General features: G+C 70.4%; 21 protein-coding genes and 3 pseudogenes. 11 read left to right on the top strand and 13 right to left on the bottom strand.

Going from position 1 to position 22,725, the window contains the following annotated elements; genetic code table 11:
- Positions 1-121: 121 nt before the first annotated feature.
- On the top strand, positions 122-1,114 hold the full coding sequence (locus CRV15_RS28620; RefSeq protein WP_009998906.1) for a hypothetical protein: 993 nt from the start codon (positions 122-124) through the stop codon (positions 1,112-1,114).
- Here the strand turns inward: CRV15_RS28620 and CRV15_RS28615 are convergent.
- Positions 1,092-1,754: an acetyltransferase gene (locus tag CRV15_RS28615; protein WP_407830117.1), complete on the bottom strand. Its 663-nt coding sequence runs from the start codon at positions 1,752-1,754 to the stop codon at positions 1,092-1,094. The two genes, CRV15_RS28620 and CRV15_RS28615, sit on opposite strands and share 23 nt — an antisense overlap.
- Positions 1,755-2,741: 987 nt before the next feature.
- Here CRV15_RS28615 and CRV15_RS28600 point away from each other — a divergent pair.
- A complete protein-coding gene (locus tag CRV15_RS28600; protein WP_003956049.1) occupies positions 2,742-3,041 on the top strand; it encodes a hypothetical protein in 300 nt (99 codons plus the stop codon).
- Positions 3,042-3,752: 711 nt separating this feature from the next.
- Here the strand turns inward: CRV15_RS28600 and CRV15_RS28590 are convergent.
- Positions 3,753-4,055 (bottom strand): annotated as a pseudogene (locus tag CRV15_RS28590) (NF041680 family putative transposase); the annotation flags it as partial.
- Positions 4,056-4,267: 212 nt separating this feature from the next.
- Between CRV15_RS28590 and CRV15_RS28585 the strand changes: the two are divergent.
- Positions 4,268-4,702 (top strand): MBF2 family protein, encoded by a 435-nt coding sequence (locus CRV15_RS28585; protein ID WP_009998902.1) that lies wholly within the window; start codon positions 4,268-4,270, stop codon positions 4,700-4,702.
- Positions 4,703-5,009: 307 nt separating this feature from the next.
- Here the strand turns inward: CRV15_RS28585 and CRV15_RS28580 are convergent, their stop codons facing one another.
- On the bottom strand, positions 5,010-5,441 hold the full coding sequence (locus CRV15_RS28580; protein WP_003956054.1) for a VOC family protein: 432 nt from the start codon (positions 5,439-5,441) through the stop codon (positions 5,010-5,012).
- A gap of 121 nt (positions 5,442-5,562) precedes the next feature.
- Here CRV15_RS28580 and CRV15_RS28575 point away from each other — a divergent pair, with 121 nt between their 5' ends.
- Entirely contained in the window at positions 5,563-6,198 is a 636-nt protein-coding gene (locus CRV15_RS28575) for a TetR/AcrR family transcriptional regulator (protein ID WP_003956055.1), read from the top strand.
- Between the two features lie 234 nt (positions 6,199-6,432).
- Here CRV15_RS28575 and CRV15_RS36085 read toward each other — a convergent pair whose 3' ends face one another.
- Positions 6,433-6,603 carry a hypothetical protein gene (locus CRV15_RS36085; RefSeq protein WP_003956057.1) on the bottom strand — a complete coding sequence of 57 codons (171 nt, stop codon included), beginning with the start codon at positions 6,601-6,603 and terminating at the stop codon, positions 6,433-6,435.
- A gap of 206 nt (positions 6,604-6,809) precedes the next feature.
- On the opposite strand from CRV15_RS36085, the gene CRV15_RS28565 reads away from it, so the two are divergent.
- Positions 6,810-7,334 (top strand): DUF2199 domain-containing protein, encoded by a 525-nt coding sequence (locus CRV15_RS28565; protein WP_003956059.1) that lies wholly within the window; start codon positions 6,810-6,812, stop codon positions 7,332-7,334.
- A 44-nt stretch (positions 7,335-7,378) separates the two neighbouring features.
- Positions 7,379-8,041: a hypothetical protein gene (locus tag CRV15_RS28560; RefSeq protein ID WP_029183219.1), complete on the top strand. Its 663-nt coding sequence runs from the start codon at positions 7,379-7,381 to the stop codon at positions 8,039-8,041.
- Positions 8,042-8,592: 551 nt separating this feature from the next.
- Here the strand turns inward: CRV15_RS28560 and CRV15_RS28555 are convergent.
- A complete protein-coding gene (locus tag CRV15_RS28555; RefSeq protein ID WP_003956064.1) occupies positions 8,593-9,873 on the bottom strand; it encodes a TolB-like translocation protein in 1,281 nt (426 codons plus the stop codon).
- A 197-nt stretch (positions 9,874-10,070) separates the two neighbouring features.
- Positions 10,071-10,265, bottom strand: a complete 195-nt coding sequence (locus CRV15_RS36980) for a hypothetical protein (RefSeq protein WP_009998899.1) — start codon at positions 10,263-10,265, stop codon at positions 10,071-10,073.
- Between the two features lie 464 nt (positions 10,266-10,729).
- On the opposite strand from CRV15_RS36980, the pseudogene CRV15_RS36975 reads away from it, so the two are divergent.
- Positions 10,730-10,930, top strand: a pseudogene (locus CRV15_RS36975) (hypothetical protein); the annotation flags it as partial.
- 62 nt (positions 10,931-10,992) lie between these two features.
- Here the strand turns inward: CRV15_RS36975 and CRV15_RS28545 are convergent.
- The 3 genes from CRV15_RS28545 to CRV15_RS28535 form a co-directional block, all read right to left on the bottom strand.
- The gene (locus CRV15_RS28545) at positions 10,993-11,910 is read right to left on the bottom strand and encodes an aminoglycoside phosphotransferase family protein (protein WP_003956067.1); all 918 of its coding nucleotides are present in this window, start codon (positions 11,908-11,910) and stop codon (positions 10,993-10,995) included.
- Between the two features lie 241 nt (positions 11,911-12,151).
- A complete protein-coding gene (locus tag CRV15_RS37765; RefSeq protein WP_323806379.1) occupies positions 12,152-12,448 on the bottom strand; it encodes a hypothetical protein in 297 nt (98 codons plus the stop codon).
- 241 nt (positions 12,449-12,689) lie between these two features.
- A complete protein-coding gene (locus tag CRV15_RS28535; protein ID WP_003956070.1) occupies positions 12,690-14,627 on the bottom strand; it encodes an AfsR/SARP family transcriptional regulator in 1,938 nt (645 codons plus the stop codon).
- Positions 14,628-14,738: 111 nt separating this feature from the next.
- Between CRV15_RS28535 and CRV15_RS28530 the strand changes: the two genes are divergently transcribed.
- Both CRV15_RS28530 and CRV15_RS28525 read left to right on the top strand, forming a co-directional pair.
- A complete protein-coding gene (locus CRV15_RS28530) occupies positions 14,739-15,617 on the top strand; it encodes an alpha/beta fold hydrolase (protein ID WP_003956071.1) in 879 nt (292 codons plus the stop codon).
- A 125-nt stretch (positions 15,618-15,742) separates the two neighbouring features.
- Positions 15,743-16,120, top strand: coding sequence for a hypothetical protein (locus CRV15_RS28525; protein WP_003956072.1), 378 nt, complete (start codon positions 15,743-15,745; stop codon positions 16,118-16,120).
- A 358-nt stretch (positions 16,121-16,478) separates the two neighbouring features.
- Here the strand turns inward: CRV15_RS28525 and CRV15_RS37760 are convergent.
- A pseudogene (locus CRV15_RS37760) lies at positions 16,479-17,066 on the bottom strand (endonuclease/exonuclease/phosphatase family protein); the annotation flags it as partial.
- Complete coding sequence (locus tag CRV15_RS28515) at positions 17,063-17,701, bottom strand: NUDIX hydrolase (RefSeq protein WP_230864354.1); 639 nt, start codon at positions 17,699-17,701, stop codon at positions 17,063-17,065. The pseudogene CRV15_RS37760 and the gene CRV15_RS28515, both read right to left, overlap by 4 nt.
- Before the next feature lie 113 nt (positions 17,702-17,814).
- On the opposite strand from CRV15_RS28515, the gene CRV15_RS28510 reads away from it, so the two are divergent.
- Positions 17,815-19,062: a cytochrome P450 family protein gene (locus CRV15_RS28510; protein ID WP_003962918.1), complete on the top strand. Its 1,248-nt coding sequence runs from the start codon at positions 17,815-17,817 to the stop codon at positions 19,060-19,062.
- Positions 19,063-20,591: 1,529 nt separating this feature from the next.
- Here the strand turns inward: CRV15_RS28510 and CRV15_RS28505 are convergent.
- On the bottom strand, positions 20,592-21,536 hold the full coding sequence (locus tag CRV15_RS28505) for a hypothetical protein (RefSeq protein WP_003956078.1): 945 nt from the start codon (positions 21,534-21,536) through the stop codon (positions 20,592-20,594).
- A 420-nt stretch (positions 21,537-21,956) separates the two neighbouring features.
- On the opposite strand from CRV15_RS28505, the gene CRV15_RS28500 reads away from it, so the two are divergent.
- Positions 21,957-22,379, top strand: coding sequence for a beta/gamma crystallin family protein (locus CRV15_RS28500; protein ID WP_003956081.1), 423 nt, complete (start codon positions 21,957-21,959; stop codon positions 22,377-22,379).
- A 122-nt stretch (positions 22,380-22,501) separates the two neighbouring features.
- Here the strand turns inward: CRV15_RS28500 and CRV15_RS28495 are convergent, their stop codons facing one another.
- Positions 22,502-22,705, bottom strand: a complete 204-nt coding sequence (locus CRV15_RS28495) for a hypothetical protein (RefSeq protein ID WP_372461454.1) — start codon at positions 22,703-22,705, stop codon at positions 22,502-22,504.
- Between the last annotated feature and the right edge of the window lie 20 nt (positions 22,706-22,725).

The raw sequence follows: 22,725 nt of genomic DNA, 5'->3' as shown, positions 1-22,725 counted from the left end.
GGAAGAGGATCGCCGCTCGGCCTTCAGCAATGACAGCCGGTTATCCGAGCTGTTCCGTACCATGGCGGGCAGACCCCCCTCACGAGTACCCAAAGTGGTTTATTCATCAGTGGAGTTGACGATGCGCGACAGGTTCACCGTAGTCGGCCGGGTGACAGGCTGTCACCTTTTCGAGGGTGACGGGACCCGGCCCATCGACGAGGAGAACGTCCACGTCAGTTACACGCCGAAGCGGGTGCAGTTCCCCCAGGAGATCGCCGCCTGGCGGCGGTCCATCGAAGCGGAGGAGGAGCGCAAGGAGGCCTGCGGGCTCCAGCACCGTTGGAACAACGCACGTTTCGCGGTCGAACGGGTGGTGGTCACCCGTACGCATCTGGCCGAGGAGCCTGTGGTGTCCCTCACCCTGCGGGACGCCGACTACTTCGACTTCCTCACCACCTCGCTCAACCTGGACGGCCGGCGACAGCGCAACGGGCTCACGCTGCGCCAGCAGTATCTGGAGGGCGGGGACCCGGCCGACGCACCCTCCTGGATGAACTGCAGCTTCGGCATCAACGTGGCCCTGGAGACCGGCAAGGACGGCAAGATGCTGTTCTCCCGCCGAAGCGCCCAGGTCGCCGGGCCGAACAGCGCGCGGTGGAACTCCTCCGCCAATGAAGGCCTGGCCCAGCAGCACGACCTGCCCCGGGACGGCAGCCCGATCAGCCTGCACGCGGTGGCGCGCCGCGCCCTCTTCGAGGAACTCGCCGTGCACGACGGGGACAAGCCCAGGGTGGAGCTGCTCGGGTTCGGGCTCGACCTGGACAACCACCAGTGGGCGGCGTTCTTCCGCGCGGTGGTGCCCGAGCTCGACGAGCCGACGCTGCGTCTTCGCTGGACGCGTGGTATCACGGACAAGTGGGAGCACGACCGGTTCGAGTTTGTGGACGCCGACCCGGAGTCCGTGCTCGGCTTCCTCGCGGACGAGCCGCAGGCGCTGTGGACACCCTGCGCGCCGGCCCTCTTCTATCTCGCCCTGGTACGAGGTGCCGTGGAACGCCTCGGCGGTGACCCGGCCGGCCGGGTCACCGTGGAGCGGGCCGAACAAAAGGTCATGTCGGACCGCGGTCTGTGAGCCGGGAGCCCGGGGCGAGACGTCTCAGGGGGTTTCCCGCCCATATCTCCCCTCCAGGAACGTGGTCGAGGACGAGTGATCCCATCCCGACGACGGACCCCGGCCCCACGGAGGCGTACTCCCTGACCTTCGCCCCGGCACCGACATATGCACCCTCCTCGACCACGGCGCACCGCCCGAGAAACACCTGGGCCGCGACGGTGCCGTAGTCCTGGACCACGACGTCAGCCGCCATCATGGACTGCGGTCGCACGATCACGTAGTTGCCGATCGTCACGCCCGGCAGGACGCAGACCATGGGCATCAGCACTGTGCCATGTCCCATGGCACAGCTGGGGTCGATGATCGCTGTGCGGTGGACGATCGTCGGGTACCGGTGAGAAGGAAGTCCCAGTGCCTGGGCGATCCTGCGGCGTGCGCCCTGATGAGCGACATGGCAGATCGAAATCACCAGATCCGCACCCGGATAACGCTCGACGGCCTCCAGTCCGCCAAGGACCGGCAGACCATCGACCCGGGTCCCGTGGAGCTCCCTGTCCTCGTCGATGAAGCCCTGCACCTGCCATCGTCGAGCGCCCGCCTCGTCGGTGGCTTGGCTGCACATCCGTGCGAGAGCGCGACCCATCCCACCCGCCCCGATGATCAGCAGATCCTTCAGGGAGGACGGGGGCGGCGCGGCACGGCGGCGTACGCAGAGGTTACGTCGTTCCCGTCGCTGCCGTGCCAGCCTGACTCCGTGTGACACGCTGCCCCTATCCGTTCCTGGCCAGTCGGACAATCGCCCATGCCCATCGGCAGACGGTACAGCGTGCCGTGAGCGGTTGCCCCCAGCGGAGCGGCCCCGCACATCCGGGGCCGACGACCCATAGGCCGCCCCGTCGCTCTGGCCGGTCCTCCCCTCGCGGGTGGGGTGGATCAGCTACGGACCGGTCGTCCACCGAGGGTCCGAGCGACCTCCGCGCGCGGGGTCGTCCGATGATGCCGTGCTCCTCGCGCCAGGTGACCAGATGCACCCCGCCTGCTCGGGGCTCCGCTCTGGCTCCAGCGGGTCGGTGACCACATCGGAGCCACCGGCCGCGGACGGCGGCGTCCGGATCGTCCGCACCGGGAGTCAATGCCGCAGCACTCCTCCGCCACGACCGCCAGGCGCAGCAGCACCTCAAGGGCCACGGGCCCGACCCCAGCAGGCCGGGCGTGAGGCGACCGGGCCGAACACGGAGTTCCAGGCCGCACGAGCGGCACTCGCCGCCCGCGAAAACCAGAACAACGGAACCACCGCCGTACGCACCCTCCACGCCGCCCTCGAAGACCACCGGGCAGGCTTCCCCAGCCAGACACCGTCCCGCTGAACCGGCAACGGACCCGGCCGACTCCACCACACCCCGAGCCGGGGAAGTCGCCTTCCGGACACCGGAGTCGACCCAGACACCTCCACGACGACCGCACCGCCCGATACCGTTGAACACCCAGCCCAGCCCCGGGCCAACGGAGCACCAGTCCCGAATGCAGGTAAAGGAAAACAACATGATCACGTGACAACGCCCCAGGTCACGAAGTGTCTGCCCCGCCCGCGCGGGGGTCGTTCTATATGACTCCGCCGAAGCGAAGAAAGTGAAAGGTGATGTGGATGATCCTCTCTGGATGGGCGTCCGGGGTGATTGATCGTGTGTTCGATGCGGAGGTCCGTGAAGATCTCTATATTCGCTTCTCCGGATTGGATCAGCGGATATTCGATCGAGAGGACCCGGACAGAATGGCTTCGGCTATCATCCTGAAATGTCTTCAGGGTCACTCTGTAAGCGTGATCTTCGAAGAGGCCCAAACGGACTACCGTGACCTTCTGATGGAAAGCGGTGTCGAGGATCTGGATTGGCGTGATGTAGTGGCTGAACGATTCGGCTCGGCACCCCCAGGACGAATGGGGTAACTCCCTCGCCGGGCGGGCGATCCGGTATCACCTGCAATCGTTGGTGGACGGCATCGAGGCACTGAGAGATAGAGGTGCGGACACCGGGCGGCGATGCCACGGACAACCTCGGAGCTGACCACCGGCCGAACGAGGGGAATGTCATTCTCTGCAACCCGGTCCATATCCATCAGACTTGAGACGAGCGGGGAAACCTACAGGGCGCCGGAGAGGAGTCCTCTCGTTGTACGAGTGGTCCGCCGATCTTCTACCGGCCTTGTATTTGTGGTGTCGTTGAGGCTGACGGGGGGTAAGCGTTGCGGTAGGCCGGGTGTATGAGGTATCCGCAGGGTGGGCGTCTGCCGCCTGAGCGGCAGGTGATTCGTGAGTGCATCAGGCTGGAGGCGGCGGCGCAGCGGTCGCCGTCCTCAGCCAGGTGCCGGACGAGATGGTGGAATCGCTGGGTGGGTTCGTCGTGGGTCGGGCCAGTTCCGCTCGCCCTCGTCCCGGACGTCATCGACGATACCGGCCTCGACCGGCGGGGGAGTGCGGTGCTTGGCGGGGCGGCGCTCGGCCGGGCCCGGGTTGAAGACCGGGACAAACTCGCCGGCGGCCGGCCGGTGGACCCTGTCCCGGACTCCCGATCGAGCCCGGGGCTGGTCCGCCGACCTGCCAACCGTGGCGAGGGAGTCGCGGTCGAGACCGGCCTTCAGGGTCCGTCCCCGCCGGAACATCCCGGCCAGTGATCCTTTCTGCTCGTTTCATGGTCTTGCCCACGTCGTAGCGGGTGGCGGGTCGCCGGTTCTTCGAGCCGGGTGGCCGTCCGGAGCCAGGCCGTGAAGGTTTCGGTGCATGGGCCGGGCAGACGAGGTGGGGGCGGAGGTTTCTGAACCCTCGGTGGACTCGGGCCGGGGTGAGCCGGCCGGGGTCGGCGGGCTTCTCTCAGGGGCGCCGGAGGTCAGCGGCGGCCCGGCGGAGGAGGCGGAGGCGGGTGTGGGCGGCGATGATGATCCAGGTCCAGCGGTCGCCGACCTCGGCGTCGTCGGCCGGACCGAGGCGGTGCTCGGCCACAGCGTCAGGTCCACCGGAGTCCTCACCGACCCGTCCGCACACAGCAACGCGTCCACCAGCTCGGACAGCTCGTCCCTGCGCGGGTACCGTTCGGGGTCCGGCGGGGTGCCACGTTCGGACGAGTGCGGCCCGGTGCCGGAGTGCGGGCGTGCGGGGTCCGGTGGAGCGTGAGAGGCATGACCACACAGCGCTTTTGGCGGGGCGGGCGGATGCTCGCCGTCGCCGTACTCACCCTGGCAGTGACCCTTCCCGCCACCTCGGCCGCGTCGACGGCCACGGTGGCCGACACCGTGCCCAACGCCCAGCGGGCCGCCGCTCAGTCGCACAACCTGATCGTGGGGTCCCGGATGCCCGGTGACCGCCTCGTCCTGAGCCAGGCCGTGGTGAAGAACTCCTCCTGGATGAGGATCGTGACCGAGACGAAGACCTTCCAGGCCCCGCACAACGAGAGAATCACCCTGGTCGAGGCGCTCGACCAGCGGACCGACGGCACCGGCGCTTACGCCTCGATCCTCAACGGCGGGCCGGGGCACAACTCCGTGACGATCAGATTCAAGAGCCAGCGAAGCCACGGCATCGACTTCGTCGTGAACCTCTACGCCCGCCCCTAGACACCGAACCCGCCCCGCCCCGCCCGCTCCGGCAACCACCGTCACCGAGGACCAGGTCGGCCGAGCCGACGGAGGACAGGGCTTTCGCGTTCGCACGAAGTCCGCCCCGCCCGCGGGGCGGGGGCAGCTCGGCATCGGCGGACCACAACACCGCCAATCACTATCGCCCTCTGCGGAACCACCGACGAACACATCCTCCAGGCCGATCCCGAAGATCTCACGGAACGGACCCCGAAGGGCGGTGGCATGGTCCGTGCGACCCGGGGCCCGTCCGCCTGTGGATCAGGTCGTCGTTCAGTCTCGGGGTTCAGGTAGCGGCCGGGGGCTGGATGAGCTCAATGAGGTTGCCCTCGGGGTCTTTGACGTAGGCGAAGCGGGCTCCCGGCTGGACGGCGTCGGCCGGTGGCCATACGGATTGCGCTCCGGCGGCGGTGAGGACGGTGAATGCTGCGGCCAGGTCGTCGACTTCCAGGGCCCAGTGGCCATAGCCCTGCTCTCGGCAGGCGTCCAGCGGGTCGATGAAGACCCGCTGGCGGGTGGAGCCGGCACGTTCGATGAGCTCTACGCGGGCTCCCGTGCGGGCCTGTAGGACAGCGGTGCGCACTGGCGGCTCAGGCACTTCGTACTGCTCGATGATCTTTTCGAATCCGAGAACCTGCTGGTACCAGATCGTCTGACTGTCGAGGTCAGCGACCGAGATGCTGACGTGATGGTGGCGCGGGTTAACTGTCGAGGCCATCGGGTCGGCTCCTGGTTCGGGAAAGTGACTCGCACTCTTCGGGTGTCGATGGTGAACACGTTGTAGTCAACGACTACATCGTCAGTGTAGTCACTGTCAACATTGCTGATAGGGTGCTGTCATGCCAACTGGCCGGAACGAGTACCACCACGGAAACCTGCGCGCGGCCATCCTCGCGGAGGCGCAGACGATGCTGTCGGAATCAGGGGCCGACGGCCTGTCGCTGCGCGAGGTCGCCCGTCGGACGGGCGTCAGCCATGGTGCCCCGCGCCGACATTTCCCGGACAGACAGGCGCTGCTGTCCGCGCTCGTGGAGCAGGGTTACGAACAGCTCGGGGCCCGGATCGAATCGGCTCTGACCAGCACCAGCACCAGCACCAGCACCAGCACCAGCACCAGCACCAGCACCGGCGGCTTCACCGCGCGACTCACGGCGTTCGCCTGTGCCTACGTCGATTTTGCCCAGCGCAACGAGGAGCTGATGATCCTGATGCTCTCCTCCAAGACGTGGCCCGACGCCGGACACCTGATTGCGGCGAACGACCGGGCCTTCGCTCCGGCGGTCGAACTCCTGCGCCAGGCCGCCGGGACGGGGGACATCGCGACTGCCGACGCTGACACCGTCCATATGGCCGTCCTCGCACTGCTGCACGGGCTCGCGTTCGTGGCCGGACACGGTCTGGCAGGAACGAAACCCACATCCGACCTGGTCGCAGGCGCGGTCAGAGCCCTGGTCGAGGGTATCCGGCCGCGCTGACCCCGGGCTCCGGCGGCCGGCACCGCAGGTCGGGAAAGATGATGGCGCGGAAGCCGGCTGCCGCGTGATGCAGCGGGTCATGAGGGTGGTGGCCGCCCAGGTGGTCAGCGTCTCGGAGCGCTGGATGAGCCGTTCGTAGGACCGGGCATGCCGCTGGGCGTTCATCATCCAGGCCGGACTCTCGACGGCCCGGCGGCGGGGGTCACGATGAAGCCGGAGGTGTCCCTCAACCGGTCAGGCCAGGGCGGTGGTGAGGTCGTTGACGTGCCGGAGGTGACTGGTGTGGGTGGTGATCAGGCCGACGGTGGGGGTGCGGCCGGACCAGGGGGTGCGGTAGGCGCTGATGTGGCCGACGATCCAGCCCGTACTGGTGGACGCGGTGAGGGCATCGGCGGGTTGGAGCACGGGCTCCGGGGCCAGGGGCGGCGCCGTGCTGGTGTTCGTGGACGGTGGCGATGATCCGATAGGCGACCGTGCCCCACTTCTCGGCGGCGGCCAAGGCCCCGTCGTCAACTACGGCATGAACCTGATCAGGTTCCGACGCCGCAGCGCAGAGCGGTTGGGGGCTCCCGTCCGGGGCGCCACCGGTGTCGATCAGTAGGCTCCGCACCATGACCAGTGATCCCGGATTCACCTGCTCGTGCTGCGGTGACCACCACTCTGAACTGCCGATGGACTACACGGCCCGGGCTCCGGCCGGGTGGGATCCGGCCATGGCCGACGCCTCGGACTGCCTGCTCTCGCCGGACCAGTGCGTGATCCGCGCGCGGCACTATTTCGTCAAGGGCCTGATCGAGATACCGGTCATCGGCAGCGAGGAGGTGTTCTCCTGGGGGGTCTGGGTCTCGCTCAGCCGCGAGAACTTCTCCCGGGCCGTGGACTTGTGGGACACCCCGGGCCGGGAGTCCGAGGAGCCGTACTTCGGATGGCTCACCACCGACCTGACGGTCTACTCGCCGACGACCCTCAACCTGAAGACAAAGCTCCACACCCGACCGGTCGGTGAGCGCCCCTTCGTCGAGCTCGAACCGACCGGCCACCCCCTCGCCGCCGAGCAGCGCACGGGGATCACTGTGGACCGCGTGCGGGAGATCGCGGCGGCCGTCCTCCACTCCGGCGACGGCAGGCAGCGGTGACGGCCGGCGCCCCGGTACCGCCTGTCCCGGTACCGCCTGTCCCGGTGGCACCCGTCCCGGTATCGCCCGTCCCGGTCGCGCCCGCCGGACTGAGCCGCAGGGCCCGCCGGTTCGTCGAGGCAGAGGGCATCCGTGTCCACCGGCAGGACATCCGGCGACACCGCGACGCGTGGACCGGGCAGCACATCCCGGCCTCCGAGTTCGACCGGGCCATCGCCTTCCAGGATCGCTGGGGCGGGCTCGCCCTGCCCCCGGCCCCGTTCTACGAGGGCGGACCGCGCATTCTCGGCGCCCGCCGCCCCGGGCGGGCACCCGCAGGAGGCTGGTCGTTCCGGGCAGGGGACTGCCGGGTGTCCATGGCCTACGGATTCATGATCGGCCCCGACGGCGCCTTCGGTATCGACGCCCACCACTGGACGCCCCTGCACGCGAGCACCGACGGATGGGTGGAATCCCTGGCGCTCGCCGCCCACGCACGCCGCTGGGCCAGGACCGTCACCAGGATCACGGGCAGGGCCGTCGACTCGCTGCACCTCGGCGGATTCGAGCCGGTACCCGAAATCCAGGGGGTGACCGACACCTGGTGGCGCGGCAGGGACTCGCTGATCGCCCTGTACCGGGGCGAAGCCGTGGGCCTCGACGCCCCACAGTGCCTCGAAGCCCATATCTACGGTGGCCTCGACGCATGGGGCCTCCACGGAGAGTGACCCCCGGTGCCGGATCCGAGCAGGCGCTCGACCCGAAGGGCCGGTCCTCGCGCTCACTGGCACCGTGCCCGACTGTCTGTCGTCCGGGACGGGAGCGACGGCGGTCCGGGGTGGCCGCGGCTGGTGGTGACGGTGCAGAGGCCGGGGCCGAGTCCGCGGGTGAGGCCGGTGTCGGGCCTGCCTTCCTCGTGCCGGGTGCTGTGGCGGGAGATCGGTGACATGGCCTTGCGGGTACTGACCCGCCGCAGTCGGGGCGGAAGGAGTCGGGTCAGGATCCGGTTCCCGATCAGTCCCAGGCGCCCGGTGTTGGCGGGGTCGGTGATGACGGCGGCTGAAGACGAGTCCCTACCAGTACCTCGGCGGGTATGGCAGCCACTGGGCCCCGACCATCTGGCGACCCTGGGATGGGTGGCCGATCCCCTGTGCCCGGACCCCTGCTGACCCCGGAGCGGGGACGTGAACTGCTGTCCACTCCCCGGGGCGGACAGGTGTGGGTGGGACACAGGGTCCGACGGCCGACCTCGACCCGGACGGCACCCCGGGGCGCGTGCTCACCCCAGTCGGCGCAGGTGGATGTGCTGGCGCTGGAGGGGCGCCGCAGGGTCGGCGCTCTCCTCACGGTAGGTGGAGACCAGGTTCCCGTAGCTGTCCAACGGGGAGACACGGCCGGGGGAGGAGTAGGAGGGCGGTCCTCCTGCCGTGTCCGGGTACGCGAGAACGCTTTCGCCGGAGGTCCGGTCCCACACATACCAGTCGTCGGCGCCCTCCCCATAGGAGATGAAGAGTACGTACCGGCCGTCACCGCTGATGCCGCCCAGGTGGGTGAAGCCCGTTTCCGGGGATCCCACGGCGTCGATCCGCTGGAGGGCGCCGGTGCGCAGATTCTTGACGAAGACGTTCTGCTCGTCGCCGTTCGCGTCCTGGCCGGGGACCAGGTTGGTGGCCCGGGACACCAGGGCGGCGTACCGGCCGCCGGAGCTGAGGGCCACGTCCAGGGTCCGGTGGTCGGCCGGGGTGCCGTCCCGGGCTGTGTCCAGGCGGATCATCCGGTCCTTGCCCCGGTCCCACATCCGGGCCATGGACACGATCGGACCGCTGTAGCGGTCGCGGTCCATGTGGGCGAGGAACCGGCCGTCGGCGGTGAGCGTGGGAGTCGAGATGAGCAGCCGGCTGTTGAGCACGCTCAGCACCCCCGTCTCCATGTCGCGTACAGCCACCGCCTCGCTCGGCCTCGGGCCCCGGCCACGGATGCTGACCGCCACCTGTCTGCCGTCGGCGCTGACGGCCTTGGGCGCCAGGGTGCGGAAACCGCCCTTGACGTCGTCGATCCCGGCGACGGGATCCACCGCTCCGGTGACCCGGTCCTTGCGGACGAAGCCGGGCCGCTGCTCGTAGGGGTCGAGGCTCGGCACCTCGTGGACGACATAGCGGCCCGTGGCGCTGATCGCGGGAGCGCCGATGCCGCCCTGGGGGAGCTGGTTGCCCTCGGCGTCGGTGCTCACGCGCTCGGTACGGCCGGTGCGCAGGTCCCGGACAAAGATGTCCGCGTTCTCGTTGGTGTCGTCCGGCACCAGATTCGACGCGTGGGAACTGAAGGCCACATAGCGGCCGTTCGCACTGATGGTGGGGTTGTCCGAGTCCCCGTTCGCCCCCTCGGTGAGACGGATGACGGACGGCGCCTTGATGCGGCCGGTGCCTGTGCTCGTGCCTGTGCTTGTGCTGGAGCCGGTGTCGGCAGGTGTGGCGGCGGTGACGGTGGCCGGGACGGAAGGCGTCAGCGTCAGCGCGCAGACCGCCGCCAGGACACCCGTTCTTCTGCGGAGCGCACCCATGGGATTCCCCCCGGAGTCATGGCACCCGGCGCCCGCCGGGGCTCAGCAGAGCCAAGCCCATCCATGGAATCTTCACGAGGCATTCGATACTTTTCGACTGGAATCTATAGGGGGAGAGAGTCGTTTGACCGGTTTTCGCCGCCGCAGGGTCCGGAGGCTCAGGCGGCGACCCGGGGCGTGCTCCTGAGCCCCTGACCTCAGCGCTCCAGGACGATCGCCTCGTACCCGGCGCCGATGACGAGTTCGCCGCCGGGGGCGAAGACGACGGCGTGGGGATCGACGGGCAGATGGATCTCATGCAGGCGTGCGCCGTTGCCGAGGTCCCAGATACCCACGGTGAAGTAGTCGGCGGTGACGGCCACGGGCACGCCGTCGAGCAGGCCGAGCGCCACATCGGACGCCCAGCTGTCGCCGAGTTGGTGACGCGGTTGGCCGGATGTGCGCCCGGGAGACCTCGTCGGGCGGTGCGGCCGCGCTACGCAGCTGAGGAGGGATCTCGGCGGGCTTCGTATGGTGCTTGGGCCGAGTCCGGGCCCAGGCGCCAGGCTCACCCTGGTCGGAGGGCCAGAGGCTTGCTTGCCCTGCTGCGTTCCCCGGGCCGGGCGCACGGTGGGCCCCCGGCACACGGTTTCTTCAGGGGCGGCCAGGAGCGGCGGCCAACGGATCCGGGTGCTGTTCAGCGGCCGTACGGAGCAGGGCGATCGTGGCGTTTGCGATGTCCCGGACGGTCTCGTCCTCGGCAGTGCGGCCCAGCCCTTCCGGAAGCAGTACGGTGGCCTGGAGGACACCGAGTTGTACGGGGACGGTGCGGCCGGTCGCGAGCGCGGCTGCCGCACGGTCTGCGGGAAAGGGGGGGGCGGTCTGCGGCGTCCTGGAGACCTTGGAGGACAACTCCCCCTTCGTCGCCTGGGCCCTCGACCGCCTCGGCCACTTCACCAGTGTCCTCGAACCCAGCGCGCTGACCCGTGGCCGCGTCGTGCAGTACGCCATCCTGGAACAGCTCAAGAACGAGTACGGCGTCACCTCCGCCGAACCCCGCCTCAACCCCTGGACCCCCCGGTCACACCGACCCTCTGGCCAGGGATCTTTGCCGTACGCCGTGGGCGGGGCCCATGGGGGTCAGGGCCGTGTCGCGACGAGCCGCCGCAGCGCCGCCTTGGCCGGCGGCCCCCACGTGGGCTTCCCGCCCGGGCGGCCGTGGACGCCGTTGTCGCCGATGATCAGGCAGGCGAGCGCCTTGCTCACCGCCCAGCCGCGGGCGCGGCGCAGGGTCGCTGCGTCTGCGGCCGGCCCATAGCTCCGGTGGAAGCGGTCGATGAAACCGTCGGGCAGCAGCATCCAGCTGGAAGCCAGGTCGCAGGCAGGGTCTCCCGCGCACAGGTCACCGAAGTCGATCACGCCACAGAAATCGCCGTCCTTCGTCAGGAGATTGGCCGGATGCAGATCCGCGTGCAGCCACTGAGCAGGACCGGTCCACGCGGGCGCGGCCACCGCGTCGTCCCAGACCTCGCGCACGGCCTCCGGATCGGGGAGCAGCCCGCGCTCGGTCGCCTCCTTGAGGAAAAACGCGAAGCTCTCCGTGCTGTCGGCCAGCGGACCGCCCCGGCGGTGCCGGCCGGCGGGCGTGTCGGCGGGCGCGGGCCGGTGCAGCGCGGACAGAAAGGCCGCGAGGGTGTCGGCCGCCTCGGCGCCGCGTGTCGCGGGGGCGCGGTCGGCGGGTTCACCGGGGACCCAGGTCGTGACGATCCAGGGGCGCGGGAACCGCTCGGAGGGCTGCCCCAGCCGCTGGGGAACAGGAATCCGCAGGGGGAGGCGCGGCGCTATGGCGGGAAGCAAGGCATGCTCTTTGAGGAGCAGTTCGTCCGCGTCCTCGGTGGCCCAGGGCAGCCGGACCGCGAGGTCGTCACCGAGCCGCCACAACTGATTGTCCCAGCCACGGGCACCGAACGTCAGTGGCAGATCCGCCAGGTCGGGATGCTGATCGCGGAGCAGCTCCGTAATCAGATCCGCGGTGACCTCGTCGTCAGTGTCCGTCACAGCAGTAACTATAGTCCCGGGGCCTTTCCCGCCATCGATCTCCGGTGCGCCGCCGGGCCGTTGACCGTCCGCCACCGGCCCGGCCCGCCGTCGCGGATGCTGAACTCCTATGAAGTCACAAACGCCTGTCCGGCCGCGTGCGCGGTGATGCCGCCGACAGGCCGACAAATCCCGAACAGGACAGCTGAAGCGTCAGTCGGCCGATGGGTCAAACCCACCGGCAACATCACCACGAACATCATCACTGCCAGTCGTCGATCGCCTGATAAGCGGCGGTCCAGAAGTCGCGGAAGACCGGCAGCGAGCTGCCCTCCGTCCGCTGGAGGACCAGCATCGTCGTCATCTCCTCGGCAGGATCGTTGGACCAGGCGGTGCCGTACTCGCCGTACCACCCGTAACTCCCTGCCGAAGGGCCGAGATTCGTGCGCCGGGTGCGGACCGCCATGCAGAACCCCCGGCCGAAGTCCGCGAAGTACCCCGGCGGCCAGAGAAATCTGGAGACCGCCTTCTGTTCCGGTGCCAGATGGTCGCTCGTCATCAGCGTCACCGACGGCCGCGACAGGATCCGTTCGCCACCGCGGGCGCCGCCGGTGAGCAGGGCCGTGGCGAAGACGAGGTAGTCCGCGGTGGTCGATCGAGACGAGCCCGCTCGCGGCCGCCTTGAACGCCGACGGCCGTCGCCACAGCCCGTCGGGGCTGTTCTCCAGGAGGGTCCCGCCGGTGGCGTCGTCGTGCAGATACGCGGACGCCAGCCGGCCAGCGTCCGCAATCGCTGTCGCTCACCCTGTTCCGGCGCATGCCTCCGCCTCTGCCAGGTACCGCGTCACCGGGCCCAGGGTCAGCATTCCGCTGGCGGCGCCGGCGTCTTCAGCACGGGCATCGTCCAGGGCAACCGCGGCGCGTGCGGCGATGGCGCGCTCACCGAGGCGTACGGCGGCGCGGGCGGTCAGGCACCACAGTGCCTCCTGCATGTGGTCACGCGGTGGCTCGGGCGCTGCGGCGAGGGCGGCACGGGCCTCTTCGACCCGGTCCTGGGCGAGCAGCACGAGCGGCCGCGCCCAGGGGCGGTACGGGCCCCAGTCCAGGTGGGGGTCGGTCGGCGCGGGCCGGTCGTGCAGCAGGCGCAGTCCCAGCAGGGCGAGCGGGAACAGGCCGCGGTGCAGCCCCGGCATTCCGGCCGTCCGGAGGGCGTCCTCGGCAGCGCGGTAGTGCGCTGCGGCCGTGGCGGCGGTCGGTCCGCCGGGGTCGATGCTGCGGGTGGCTGTGGCCCGTGCCCCGAACCATCGGGTAAGGACGGGGACGAGGGGTGCCTCGGTGGTGGCGGCGAGCTGTTCGGCGGCCTCGGCGTGCGAGGTGGCGGCGTCGAGGTCGCCGAGGGCCGAGGCGGATTGCAAGCGGACGAGCCGGCCGAGTACGGCGAAGTTCGACAGCCCGTGCCGGGTGGCCAGGTCGAGGATCTCGGCGCCGATCCCGTCCCGGGCCGCTGCGAGCCCGGGGCGGGTGAAGGACTGAAGGAACACCCCGTTGAGGGCGAACGCCAACAGGGCGGGATCGTCCAGATCCCGTGCCAGCGCCTCGGCCTGCCGTGCCGCCTGCTGCGCGCGTTTGCGCTCGGTCCCGGACAGATCGGCGCTGCGACTCTCCACGGCGACCGTGGCCAGGAGGCGGGCGGTCAGGTCGGCGGGGCCGTCGGGGGCGAGCGCGGCGAGCGTGCGCCAGGCAGCCGCGACGACGGCGCGGGACTGCTCGGGATCGTCGGCCCGGCTCCAGATGGCGGGCACGTCGTAGGCGCCGATGATCCGGGCGGTCAGGGTGACGTCTCCCGTGCGTTCCGCCGCCTGGACGGCGGCGAGGCGGTCGCGCCGCGAGAGGACGAGGGCGTCGCCGCCCGCCAGGGCGAGGGTGCGGGCCAGGTCCACGGTGGTGCGCGGGCCGAACCGGGCACCAGGGCCGGTCCACGCGGTACGTGCGCCGTTGAGGAGCGCGCCCCCGTTGAGGATCTCCGTCTCCAGGCGCTGGAGGTCGGCGCTGGGATCGAGCCCGAGTTGATCGACGAGCATCGCGCGGGCGCGGCGGAGGGCGGCCAGCGCGTCGGCCTGGCGGCCCGCGTGGTGGAGCGCGCGGGCAAGCAGCCCCCAGGCCGGCTCGCGCCACGGGTGCTCGGCCACGTGGGCACCCAGCTCGGCGACGAGATCCGACCCTTTCCCGGAGTCGAGAAGGAGGCGGGCGCGCAGTTCCACCCCCTCCAGCCTCAACTCCTCCAGCCGGGTGCGCTCGCGCTGCGCCCACGCGGAGCCCGACACATCGGCGTAGGCGGGTCCGCGCCAGGCCGCGAGCGCCGCGCCGAGGTCGGTCACCGCGTCGGGGTCGCGCCGGGCACGGGCCAGGGTGTCCTGGAACCGATAGACGTCCACGTCCGCACGCGGCAGGCGCAGCGCGTAACCGGGGCCTTCGGTGACGAGTACGCGCGGCGGACTGCGGGGCGGCCGGTCGGGTTCGAGGGCGCGGCGCAGCGCGGCGACGAACGTACGCAAAGCACCCGTGGCACGGGTCGGCGGATCGGTCCACAGGTCGTCGACAAGGGCATCGGTGGTGACCATCCGTCCCTCCGCGGCGACGAGCCGGGCGAGTACCTCACGATGGCGGGGTCCGCCCAGATCGACCGGACTGCCGTCGTCACGGAGGGCCCGCACGGCACCCAGTACATCGATTCTCATGCCCCCATCCTCCGCGCCACGGGGCCACTGCGCCCAGCCGTACTGATCGGCTGCTCATCGGCGTCGCCCATGCTGATCCCGTCATCCCCCGACCCGAGGAAAGGGCCTTTCATGACGCTCACCATTCCCGGCTTCGACCACATCAGCCTGCCCGGCACGGACGGTGTGGAGCTGGCCGCCGCCGTCGGCGGCAGCGGTAGCCCGGTCGTACTGTTGCACGGCTTCCCCCAGACCCACCTGATGTGGCGACACGTCGCCGAGCGGCTCGCCGACGAGCACACGGTGATCTGTCCTGACCTGCGGGGCTACGGCGCCAGCGACAAGCCGACGGCCACCGACCCCCATGTGTACGCCAAGCGGACCATGGCCGCCGACGTCGTGAGCCTGGCGGCGGCACTCGGCCACGAGCGCTTCGCCCTCGTCGGACACGACCGGGGCGCCCTGGTCGCCTTCCGGGCGGGTCTTGACCACCCCGAGACCATCACGCACCTGGGCATCCTCGACATCGTGCCGACGCTCGACATGTGGAACGTCCTGCACGGCGCCTCGGCGGCGGTCGGCTACCACCTCTTCCTCATGGCACAGCCGCCGGGCCTGCCGGAGGCGATGATCGCCAACAGCGCGGACACGTTTTTCGGCTCGTTCCTCGACACCTGGGCCAACGACCCGACCACCATGCCGCAGGAGGTGCGTGCCGAGTACCTGCGGGCGAGCGCCGCCGCGGTGACATCGATCGTCGCGGACTACCGGGCCTCGGCGGGCATCGACGTCACCCACGACCAAGCGGACCTGGACGCCGGGTCGCAGCTGGCCATGCCCGTGACGGTCGTCCAGCAGGACTGGGGCGCACGGCTGGCCTACGACGCCGCCGGGGTGTGGAAGGCGTGGGCGCCGGACCTGGACCACCGGCTGACCCGAGCGGGGCACTTCATGGCCGAGGAGGCACCCGACGAGATCGCGGCGGCGATCCAGGACCTGCTGGCCCGCTGAGCCCCGGTTCCCGGCTCGCACCGCCTCCGAGGCCGGGAGCTGGTGGGCGTCTTCGCCGGGTGGCTGAGCAGGCCAGGTTGAAATCCGCCCCGCCCGCGCGGGGTCGTTCCCCGGAAGGACGCTCGATGAGCGAGCTGGAGGCGTCCGCCCCGCCCGCGCGGGGGTCGTTCCGCCGTTGCCCCGCTCAGCGCGACACGGGGTGGCACATCACCGACACAGCCGCAGTTGCCTGGACTGCGGATGTCTCCGAGGAGGCGTGGGTCCGGTCGCTGTCCTGGCAGGAAGCCCGAGCAGCGACGGCGGACGCGGTGACCACGGAACGGCGGCGCGCGATCCTCCGCCAGATGGAGGCCGGGGAGGGCCGGCAGATCGCCGGGCGGCTCGACCTCAGCGAGCGCGCCATCAGCAAGGAACTGCTGTCGCCCCGCAGTGTGCTCGGCCTGGCGACCGGCCACCAGCTGATGGTGCGGTGGGCTCGGGCAGCGGAGCGCAGGATCCCCTGATGTCCCGGCGCCCGGGACGGTGCCGGTGGCCGGGCCGGTGCGCCCGTACCCGCGACCGTGCCCCGGCGTCAGGAGCGGCCCGGCCGCGACTAGGGCGAAGAGGACGAGCGCCCTGCCGAGGGCGGCCTCTTCGGGCGGGTCGGGCACGCTGGGTCTTCGCTCTGGGCGGCGGAGTGCGTGTCGACGAGTCCCGCGGCCAGGTCTTCCACGAGTTCACTCGTTGGGGCACCAGGGGCCGACTGTGGCCGCCCGTTCTCCGCCGAGCAGAGTCTGCGGGTCCTCCTCCCCGCCGGATTCCAGGAGCATTCTGATCGCGTGGCGGTCCATGGGGCCGAAAGATGCCGTCCTCGTTCACGAGCCGGTAGCGGGCGTAGAGGGTGGGAGGCTCGCTGTTCCAGTCCGGGTCCGGATCGTGGAAATCGGAGCAGTTGAGGTCGCCCATCAGGATGGAGCGGCGCGGGGCTCCGGGGAAGTCGCCTGCGTGGTCCGTGAGCCAGCTGCTGACCTCTGCCAGCCGCGCCGTGCCGCCCGCGTGGGACAGGTGGGTCGCGAGGACGAGGAAGTCACGGGAGTCGTCCTCGGCGTCCACGGGGCGGAAGCGGGCGCGGATCAGGGCATGGTGGAAGAACTGTGCCGCAGGACGACGGCGGTCGACGAGCCGCAGCGCGCCCGGCCGGTACAGCAGCGTGGTGAAGTTCAGGCCGTCGCCGACGCGGGAGGGTTCCATGGCGACCGGGGTCATCCCGAGCGCGTCCGCGAGGCCGAGCAGCCGACGCTCGCCCTGGTGGTCCCCGTAGCTGCACTCCTGAAGGGCGAGGACGTCGGGGTGGAGGGTGGCCAGGATCTCGGTCTGTTCGTGGAGCCGGTTCTCCGAGCCGTCGGGGCCGAGGCCGCCGCGGAGGATGTTCCAGGTGCCGGCGCGCAGCAGCTGCTGCCCGTCGGTCATGCGGATGCTCCGAGGTCGAGGCGGATGCTGATGGGCTGTTCGCGGGCCTCGGTGGCCGCGTGGATGCGGGCTTCCTCGTCGGGGTGGACGTAGTCGTCCAGGAATCCGTCCGGGGCCCAGCGCAGGTCGGCGGCGGTGGTGGTCGCGGTGTCCGCGATGTCGTCGGTGACGGTGCCGCAGTCGCAGACGATGGTCAGCATGTCGGTGGTGTCGGTCTGGTCGAGGGTGAGGCAGTGTGTGACCGTGAGCCGGATGCCGGTCTCCGCGGCGAGGCCGCGGGCGGCGGCGTCGCCCAGGAGGACGCCGTCGTGGACCTCGCCTCGGGGCATCCGCCACTGAGCGGCGGTACCGGGCTCGCGGACGAGAAGAGGGCGGCCGTCGGGGGCGGTGGCGAGGACGGCGATTTCGACGCGTATAGGGGGTCCCTTGCGATCCGGTGGTGGAAGGGGGCCGTCGGGAGCGCCTGATACGGCACCCCGGCGGAGTTGGCCGGCCCGCCCCCTGCGTGGACTCGGCGCGGACCGGACCCGCGTCGTCGACGCCTTGAAACTCCCCGCCCACGCGCCGGCCGCGAAAGCCTGACCCGACGGGCCGTTCCAGGCGGGGCGGTGGCCTGGGCGCGAGTGGTCCGGCAAGCGCGGAACTCCCGCAGATCACCGATACGAGTGAGTTACTGGACAGCTGTCCCGGAGGTAGCTTGCGGGAGCCACTCCATGGTTCATCGGCCCACTACTGTCTGGAGCCTTCCATGTCCGATATATCCTCACAGCCCTACGTGCTGGACCCGGCGGCGCGCGACCGCGCTGCCGAGGATGCTCTCCTCCGTGCACGCGGTTCGGTGACCAGGGTCGATGTTCTGGGTGAGGAGGCGTGGGCCGTCACCGACCCCGCCCTGCTGAAGCAGTTGCTCCTGGACGGGAGGGTCTCCAAGGACGCCCGCCGCCACTGGGACCGGTTCCCCGACCACACCACCGGCTGGCCCCTCACTCTGTGGGTCGCCGTCGAGAACATGTTCACCGCCTACGGTCCCGAACACCGCCGCCTGCGCCGGCTGATCGCCCCCGCCCTCACCGCCCGCGCCATCGGCGCACTCGAACCCGACATCGAACGCTTCACCCGCGAACTGCTCGACAAGCTCGCCGCCACCCCGCCGGGCGGCACGGTCGACCTCCGGGAGAACTTCGCCGTCCCCCTCCCCATCCGTGTCATCGCGCACCTGATGGGCCTCCCCGAACACCTGCTCCCCGAGTTCCGCCGAACCGTGGACGGCGTCTTCGCCACCGACCTCACAGCCGGAGAGGCAGCCGCCCACACCCAGGGCCTCTACCGCGCACTGGACGCCCTGATCGCCCTCAAACGCGCAGAACCCGGCGACGACCTCACCACCCGCCTCATCGCGGCCCGCGACACCGACGCCGGTGGCGACGGCCGGGGACTCACCACCCAGGAACTCCGCGACACCCTTCTCCTCATGATCAGCGCCGGCTACGAGACCACGGTGAACCTCATCGACCAGTCCCTGACGGGCCTCCTCACCCATCCGGCGGCGCACACCGCCGCCCGTTCCGGCACGGTCTCCTGGCCGGATGTCGCCGAGGAGACCCTGCGCTGGCAGGCGCCCCTGCCCTTCCTCCCGATGCGGTACGCCACCACCGACATCGCCCTCCCCGACGGTGTCGTCATCCGCCGGGGACAGGCCCTCCTCCCGGCGTACTCCGCGGCCAACCGCCACCCCGCACTCCACGGCCCCACCGCCGAGCGGTTCGATCCATCACGCGCCGACAAGACCCACTTCTCCTTCGGCCACGGCGTCCACACCTGCCTCGGCGCCCCCCTCGCCCGCCTCGAAGCCACCATCGCCCTCCGCATGCTCGACGCCCGCTTCCCGGCCCTCTCCCTCGCCGTCCCCGCCCACGACCTCACCCCGCTGCCGTCGTTCCTGACCAACGGCCACCGGGCCCTCCCCGTCGTCCTTCGACCCGGCACATCGGACTGAACCCCTTCGTGGCCCGTATCCACCCAAGAACGCTGCCGACGATCAACGATCGTCGTGGCCCGCCGCATGCCGTCGGCCCCCGCACAAGTCCGGGGCGATCCCGCGCATGTGCGGCTTGAGCCTCAAGAGGGGGGAGGGGCCGGTGGGGTGCCCGAGCCCGGTGCCGCAGCCGCTCCAGGAGGACCGTCGCTCTCTGCGAACTGGCGCCGTTCGCCAGGCGCGGACCCGGCTGTGAAGCCTCACGGCTGCGTACGGTCTTCCGGTCCGGGCCGAGCCGCGCGCTGATCGCCTGAGTCCGCGGGCCGCGCTCGCGGAGGACGTGCATCTCGGCCCAGCGACCGGCGACGTGCGGGACCTCGGGCAGAGCCCGCTGGGCACCATCGGCGAACGCTCCGCCGCGGTCGCGGCAGACCAGCTTCACGTGCGGGTGCTCGCGAAGCCGGGCGGCGAAGGCGTCGGATGTGTGGTCGGGGAAGCACGTCAACGGGGCGGAGCCGCTGACCGGCACGGCCAACTGCTCGGCCATCCGGCTCCCGGCCTGGCCGGCGAGTTCGCGTGCCAGGCGTTCCAGCAGGCGTCGCAAGGTGACGGTACGCCGGCCGTAGCGGAAGGCGAGCCGGTCGACCTGTTCGGCGAAGGCCCGTTTCGCGCAGGCGATGTCGCCACACGCGAAGCGGCGGACCAGCGGGTCGACCGCCGTGGCCTGTGCCCCGACGTCCGTGCCGGCGAGTCTTCGTACCTATCGGCTGTGCGCCCGCTCCGATACCGTTCCGGAGCCGGCCCGGGGCCAGCACCTCGACGACCGGGGTGCCCCGTACCCCGAACTCGCGGCCATCAGCCGGAAGGCGTTCAGCCACCTAGCCGGGAACAACGCCTGCGGCGCCGCCTCCTACGGGTCGGTCAACCGTCGAGCACCCCGACGGCGACGCTCGCCCCGCAGCAGGTCAGCCTCGTCCGCGACAACTACGGCCTGCCGCCGGTCACCTTCTGCAAGGGACAGGTCCGTTTCGACGGTGTCCGGACCCGGGTTCTGCCGGATGACCGGTGGATCATGCCGCCCCCGGACCGGACGAAGTGGGGGCAGACCGTCTTCGGGGCGACCGCCGAGTCCCTGGTGCTGTCGCGCGAGCCGCCGCCAACAAGAACACCGCGAAGGATGGCACCCCGATCAGCGTCTCGGCCACAGCCGGGGAAACCGACGCGAACCACACCTTCCGCCACCGCCACCACGACTTGCTCGCCCTGCTCCGCGCCGCCGGACTCGAACCGACAGCCCAGGAGCCGACAGAGCCCCATCGGACCCCTCGATGGCTCACCGCCACCATGCATGAGCTCGATGGGCCTTCAGCCATGGAACGATCCCGGCGCACCGTGCGGACCAGGCTGCGGCGCGGGCGGCCGGCGAGGCGGAGCGGGCCGTCGACCTCAGCACCAGCATCTGACCCGCACAGCACGACCAGCGCCTGCCCCCGGTTCCGGCCGCCGCTCCCGGCACTCGTGGCAGAGCCGTGTGCCGGGAGACGTATGGCTCACCGTTCGTTCTTGTTGCCGCTTCCACCGCAGTACCCCATGACGTGCACGGTGATCGCGTTCACCGGTTTCCCGGCCTTCTCCGGCACCTGGCTGGCCATGACGGTGGCCGACCAGCGTCCGTGTTCCATATCGGCCGCGGTGCTGTCGCCGTCGCTCCAGACCGTGCCCGAGGGCTTCCAGCCCGCGGCCCGCAGCCGGTCGACGATCCGCTGGACATCCGCCTTCCCCACGGGCTTGGGGGCCAGGATCATTCCGGACACCTCGCAGCTTTTCCGGTGAGGGGTCTGCTCGACAGGGACGAATCGGGTACCAAGGCCCTCCAGCGCCGTCCGGAGGTCGTCCTCGACGAGCGTGACGGACCGCTGGCCCTCCATTCCCCTCTTTCCATCACCCGGTGCTCCGGACTTCTGCGTCCCCCGGGCGGGTCTGCCGCAGCCGTGGACGGAGGCGTCGAATTCGACCGCGCCGTTGGCCATGTTGAGGGCGCGGCCCTGCTTGTCCAGGCGGCCGCCGAACACCCGGGCCGTCCAGGGGCCGGACGTCAGCGTGATGTCCACACCGTTCTCCAGCGCACGGTAGTCGCGCTGATCGGATGCGCGGACCGGGCCCTTGGGGGTCCAACCGAACTCGCGCAGCGCCTCCACGACCTGCTCGACCTGGGCCCGTCCCGGGATCGTCTGATCCGGCACCGTGCCGGACACCCAGCAGTCCTTGTACTCCGGGTCGACGACCTCGTGAGGGATGTACCCCTCACCCATCCCTGTCGCCGAGACGCGGAAGTCCTCACCGACCTCCTTCGCGGTCTTCCCTTTCACCTGGGCGGACGCGCTCTCCCGTTCCCCGGAGGACGCAGACTTCCCACCGGTCCCCTCACCACACCCGGTGAGCACCAGCGCTCCCACCAGCACCGTCCCCGCCACGGTTTTGGACAACCGCCCCATGCCCCACCCTTGCCTTTATGTACATGTCACCTGTCAGAAGTGGGATTCTGCCACGTCAGGGATCTTGACCCGTGCGGTTGGGGTATCGGGCCCGCAGGTGTACGTCCTCGCGCGCTGGGAACACCACAGCACCTCGGCCGCCGCCGGCCCGGCCGATTCATGGTGGGCCCGCACGATCGTGGGTCCACACTGACCAGCTCCAGCCCAACGTTCCCAGCCCACCCGGCGTCCGTCACATCACAACGTGCCACACATCGAGTCCCACCAGCCCCACCCAGCACACCACCGAGCACCAAGAAGATCCGAACCTCGAACAGCTCCCGGGCGGGGCCCTCCGCACCCCGGGCTGAACCGGGTGGTCCGCCGGTCCGTGGACATGGGCGACCTTCCAAGACCCGAACCGATCGTGGAGGTACAGCTGTGTTCCAGCGGATCAGATGGGCGAGTCTGGCGGCGGCGGGGGCGAGTCTCGCCCTTCTCCTCGGGACGGCCGGCACCGCCGACGCGTCCCCGAACGCGGTCCGGGTCGCGGTCCTGTACGAGCACCACAACTTCGAGGGTGAGTCCGTGGCCCTCTACGCCGACACCTGCCGGGGCAACCCCGTCCCCCAGTACCAGAACGCGCCGGAGGGGTGGAACGACCGGGTCACCTCGATGCAGATCTTCGTGAGCTGCGACATCGTCATCCATGAGCACGGCTTCCAGAGCGGCAGATCGGCCAGGCTGAAATCGGGCTCCTATGCGAATCTGGGCAATTCCCATGGGTTCAACGACACGATCAGTTCCTTCAGTTTCCTGCGGCCGTGGGCAGGTGTGGCCCCCGGCCGGGCTCCGGCGGGCTGACCGGCTCCGGAAGACGGAGGAGGAGTAGTAGCAGCTTGACCTGAGAGTTGAGAACGCGCTGGCGCAGACGACGAAGGAGCGGGCGCTGGAGATCGTGCGGGACATCGATACCACGGTGGGCATCACACCCGCGGCACTCCTCCGTCGGCTGGAAGAGGAGAAGCACGCCGTCTACGGACGGCAGGTACGCACCTGGCTGGGGGAATGGAGCCAGAACCGTCTGGTGCGCCAGCGGCACGACGGCACCTTTCTTTGGAACTGCCGCGCAGGATGTGTACGCCACCCGCACCTGGTGCCCTGCCGACCCGTTCTCCGACGGCTGCCACGGCCAGGTCGGGGTAGCCGT

The sequence above is a fragment of the Streptomyces clavuligerus genome (assembly GCF_005519465.1).
Classification (GTDB): Bacteria; Actinomycetota; Actinomycetes; order Streptomycetales; family Streptomycetaceae; genus Streptomyces; species Streptomyces clavuligerus.
The sequence above is the reverse complement of the archived record's forward strand: the minus strand, read 5'-3'. Positions and strand labels throughout refer to the sequence as shown.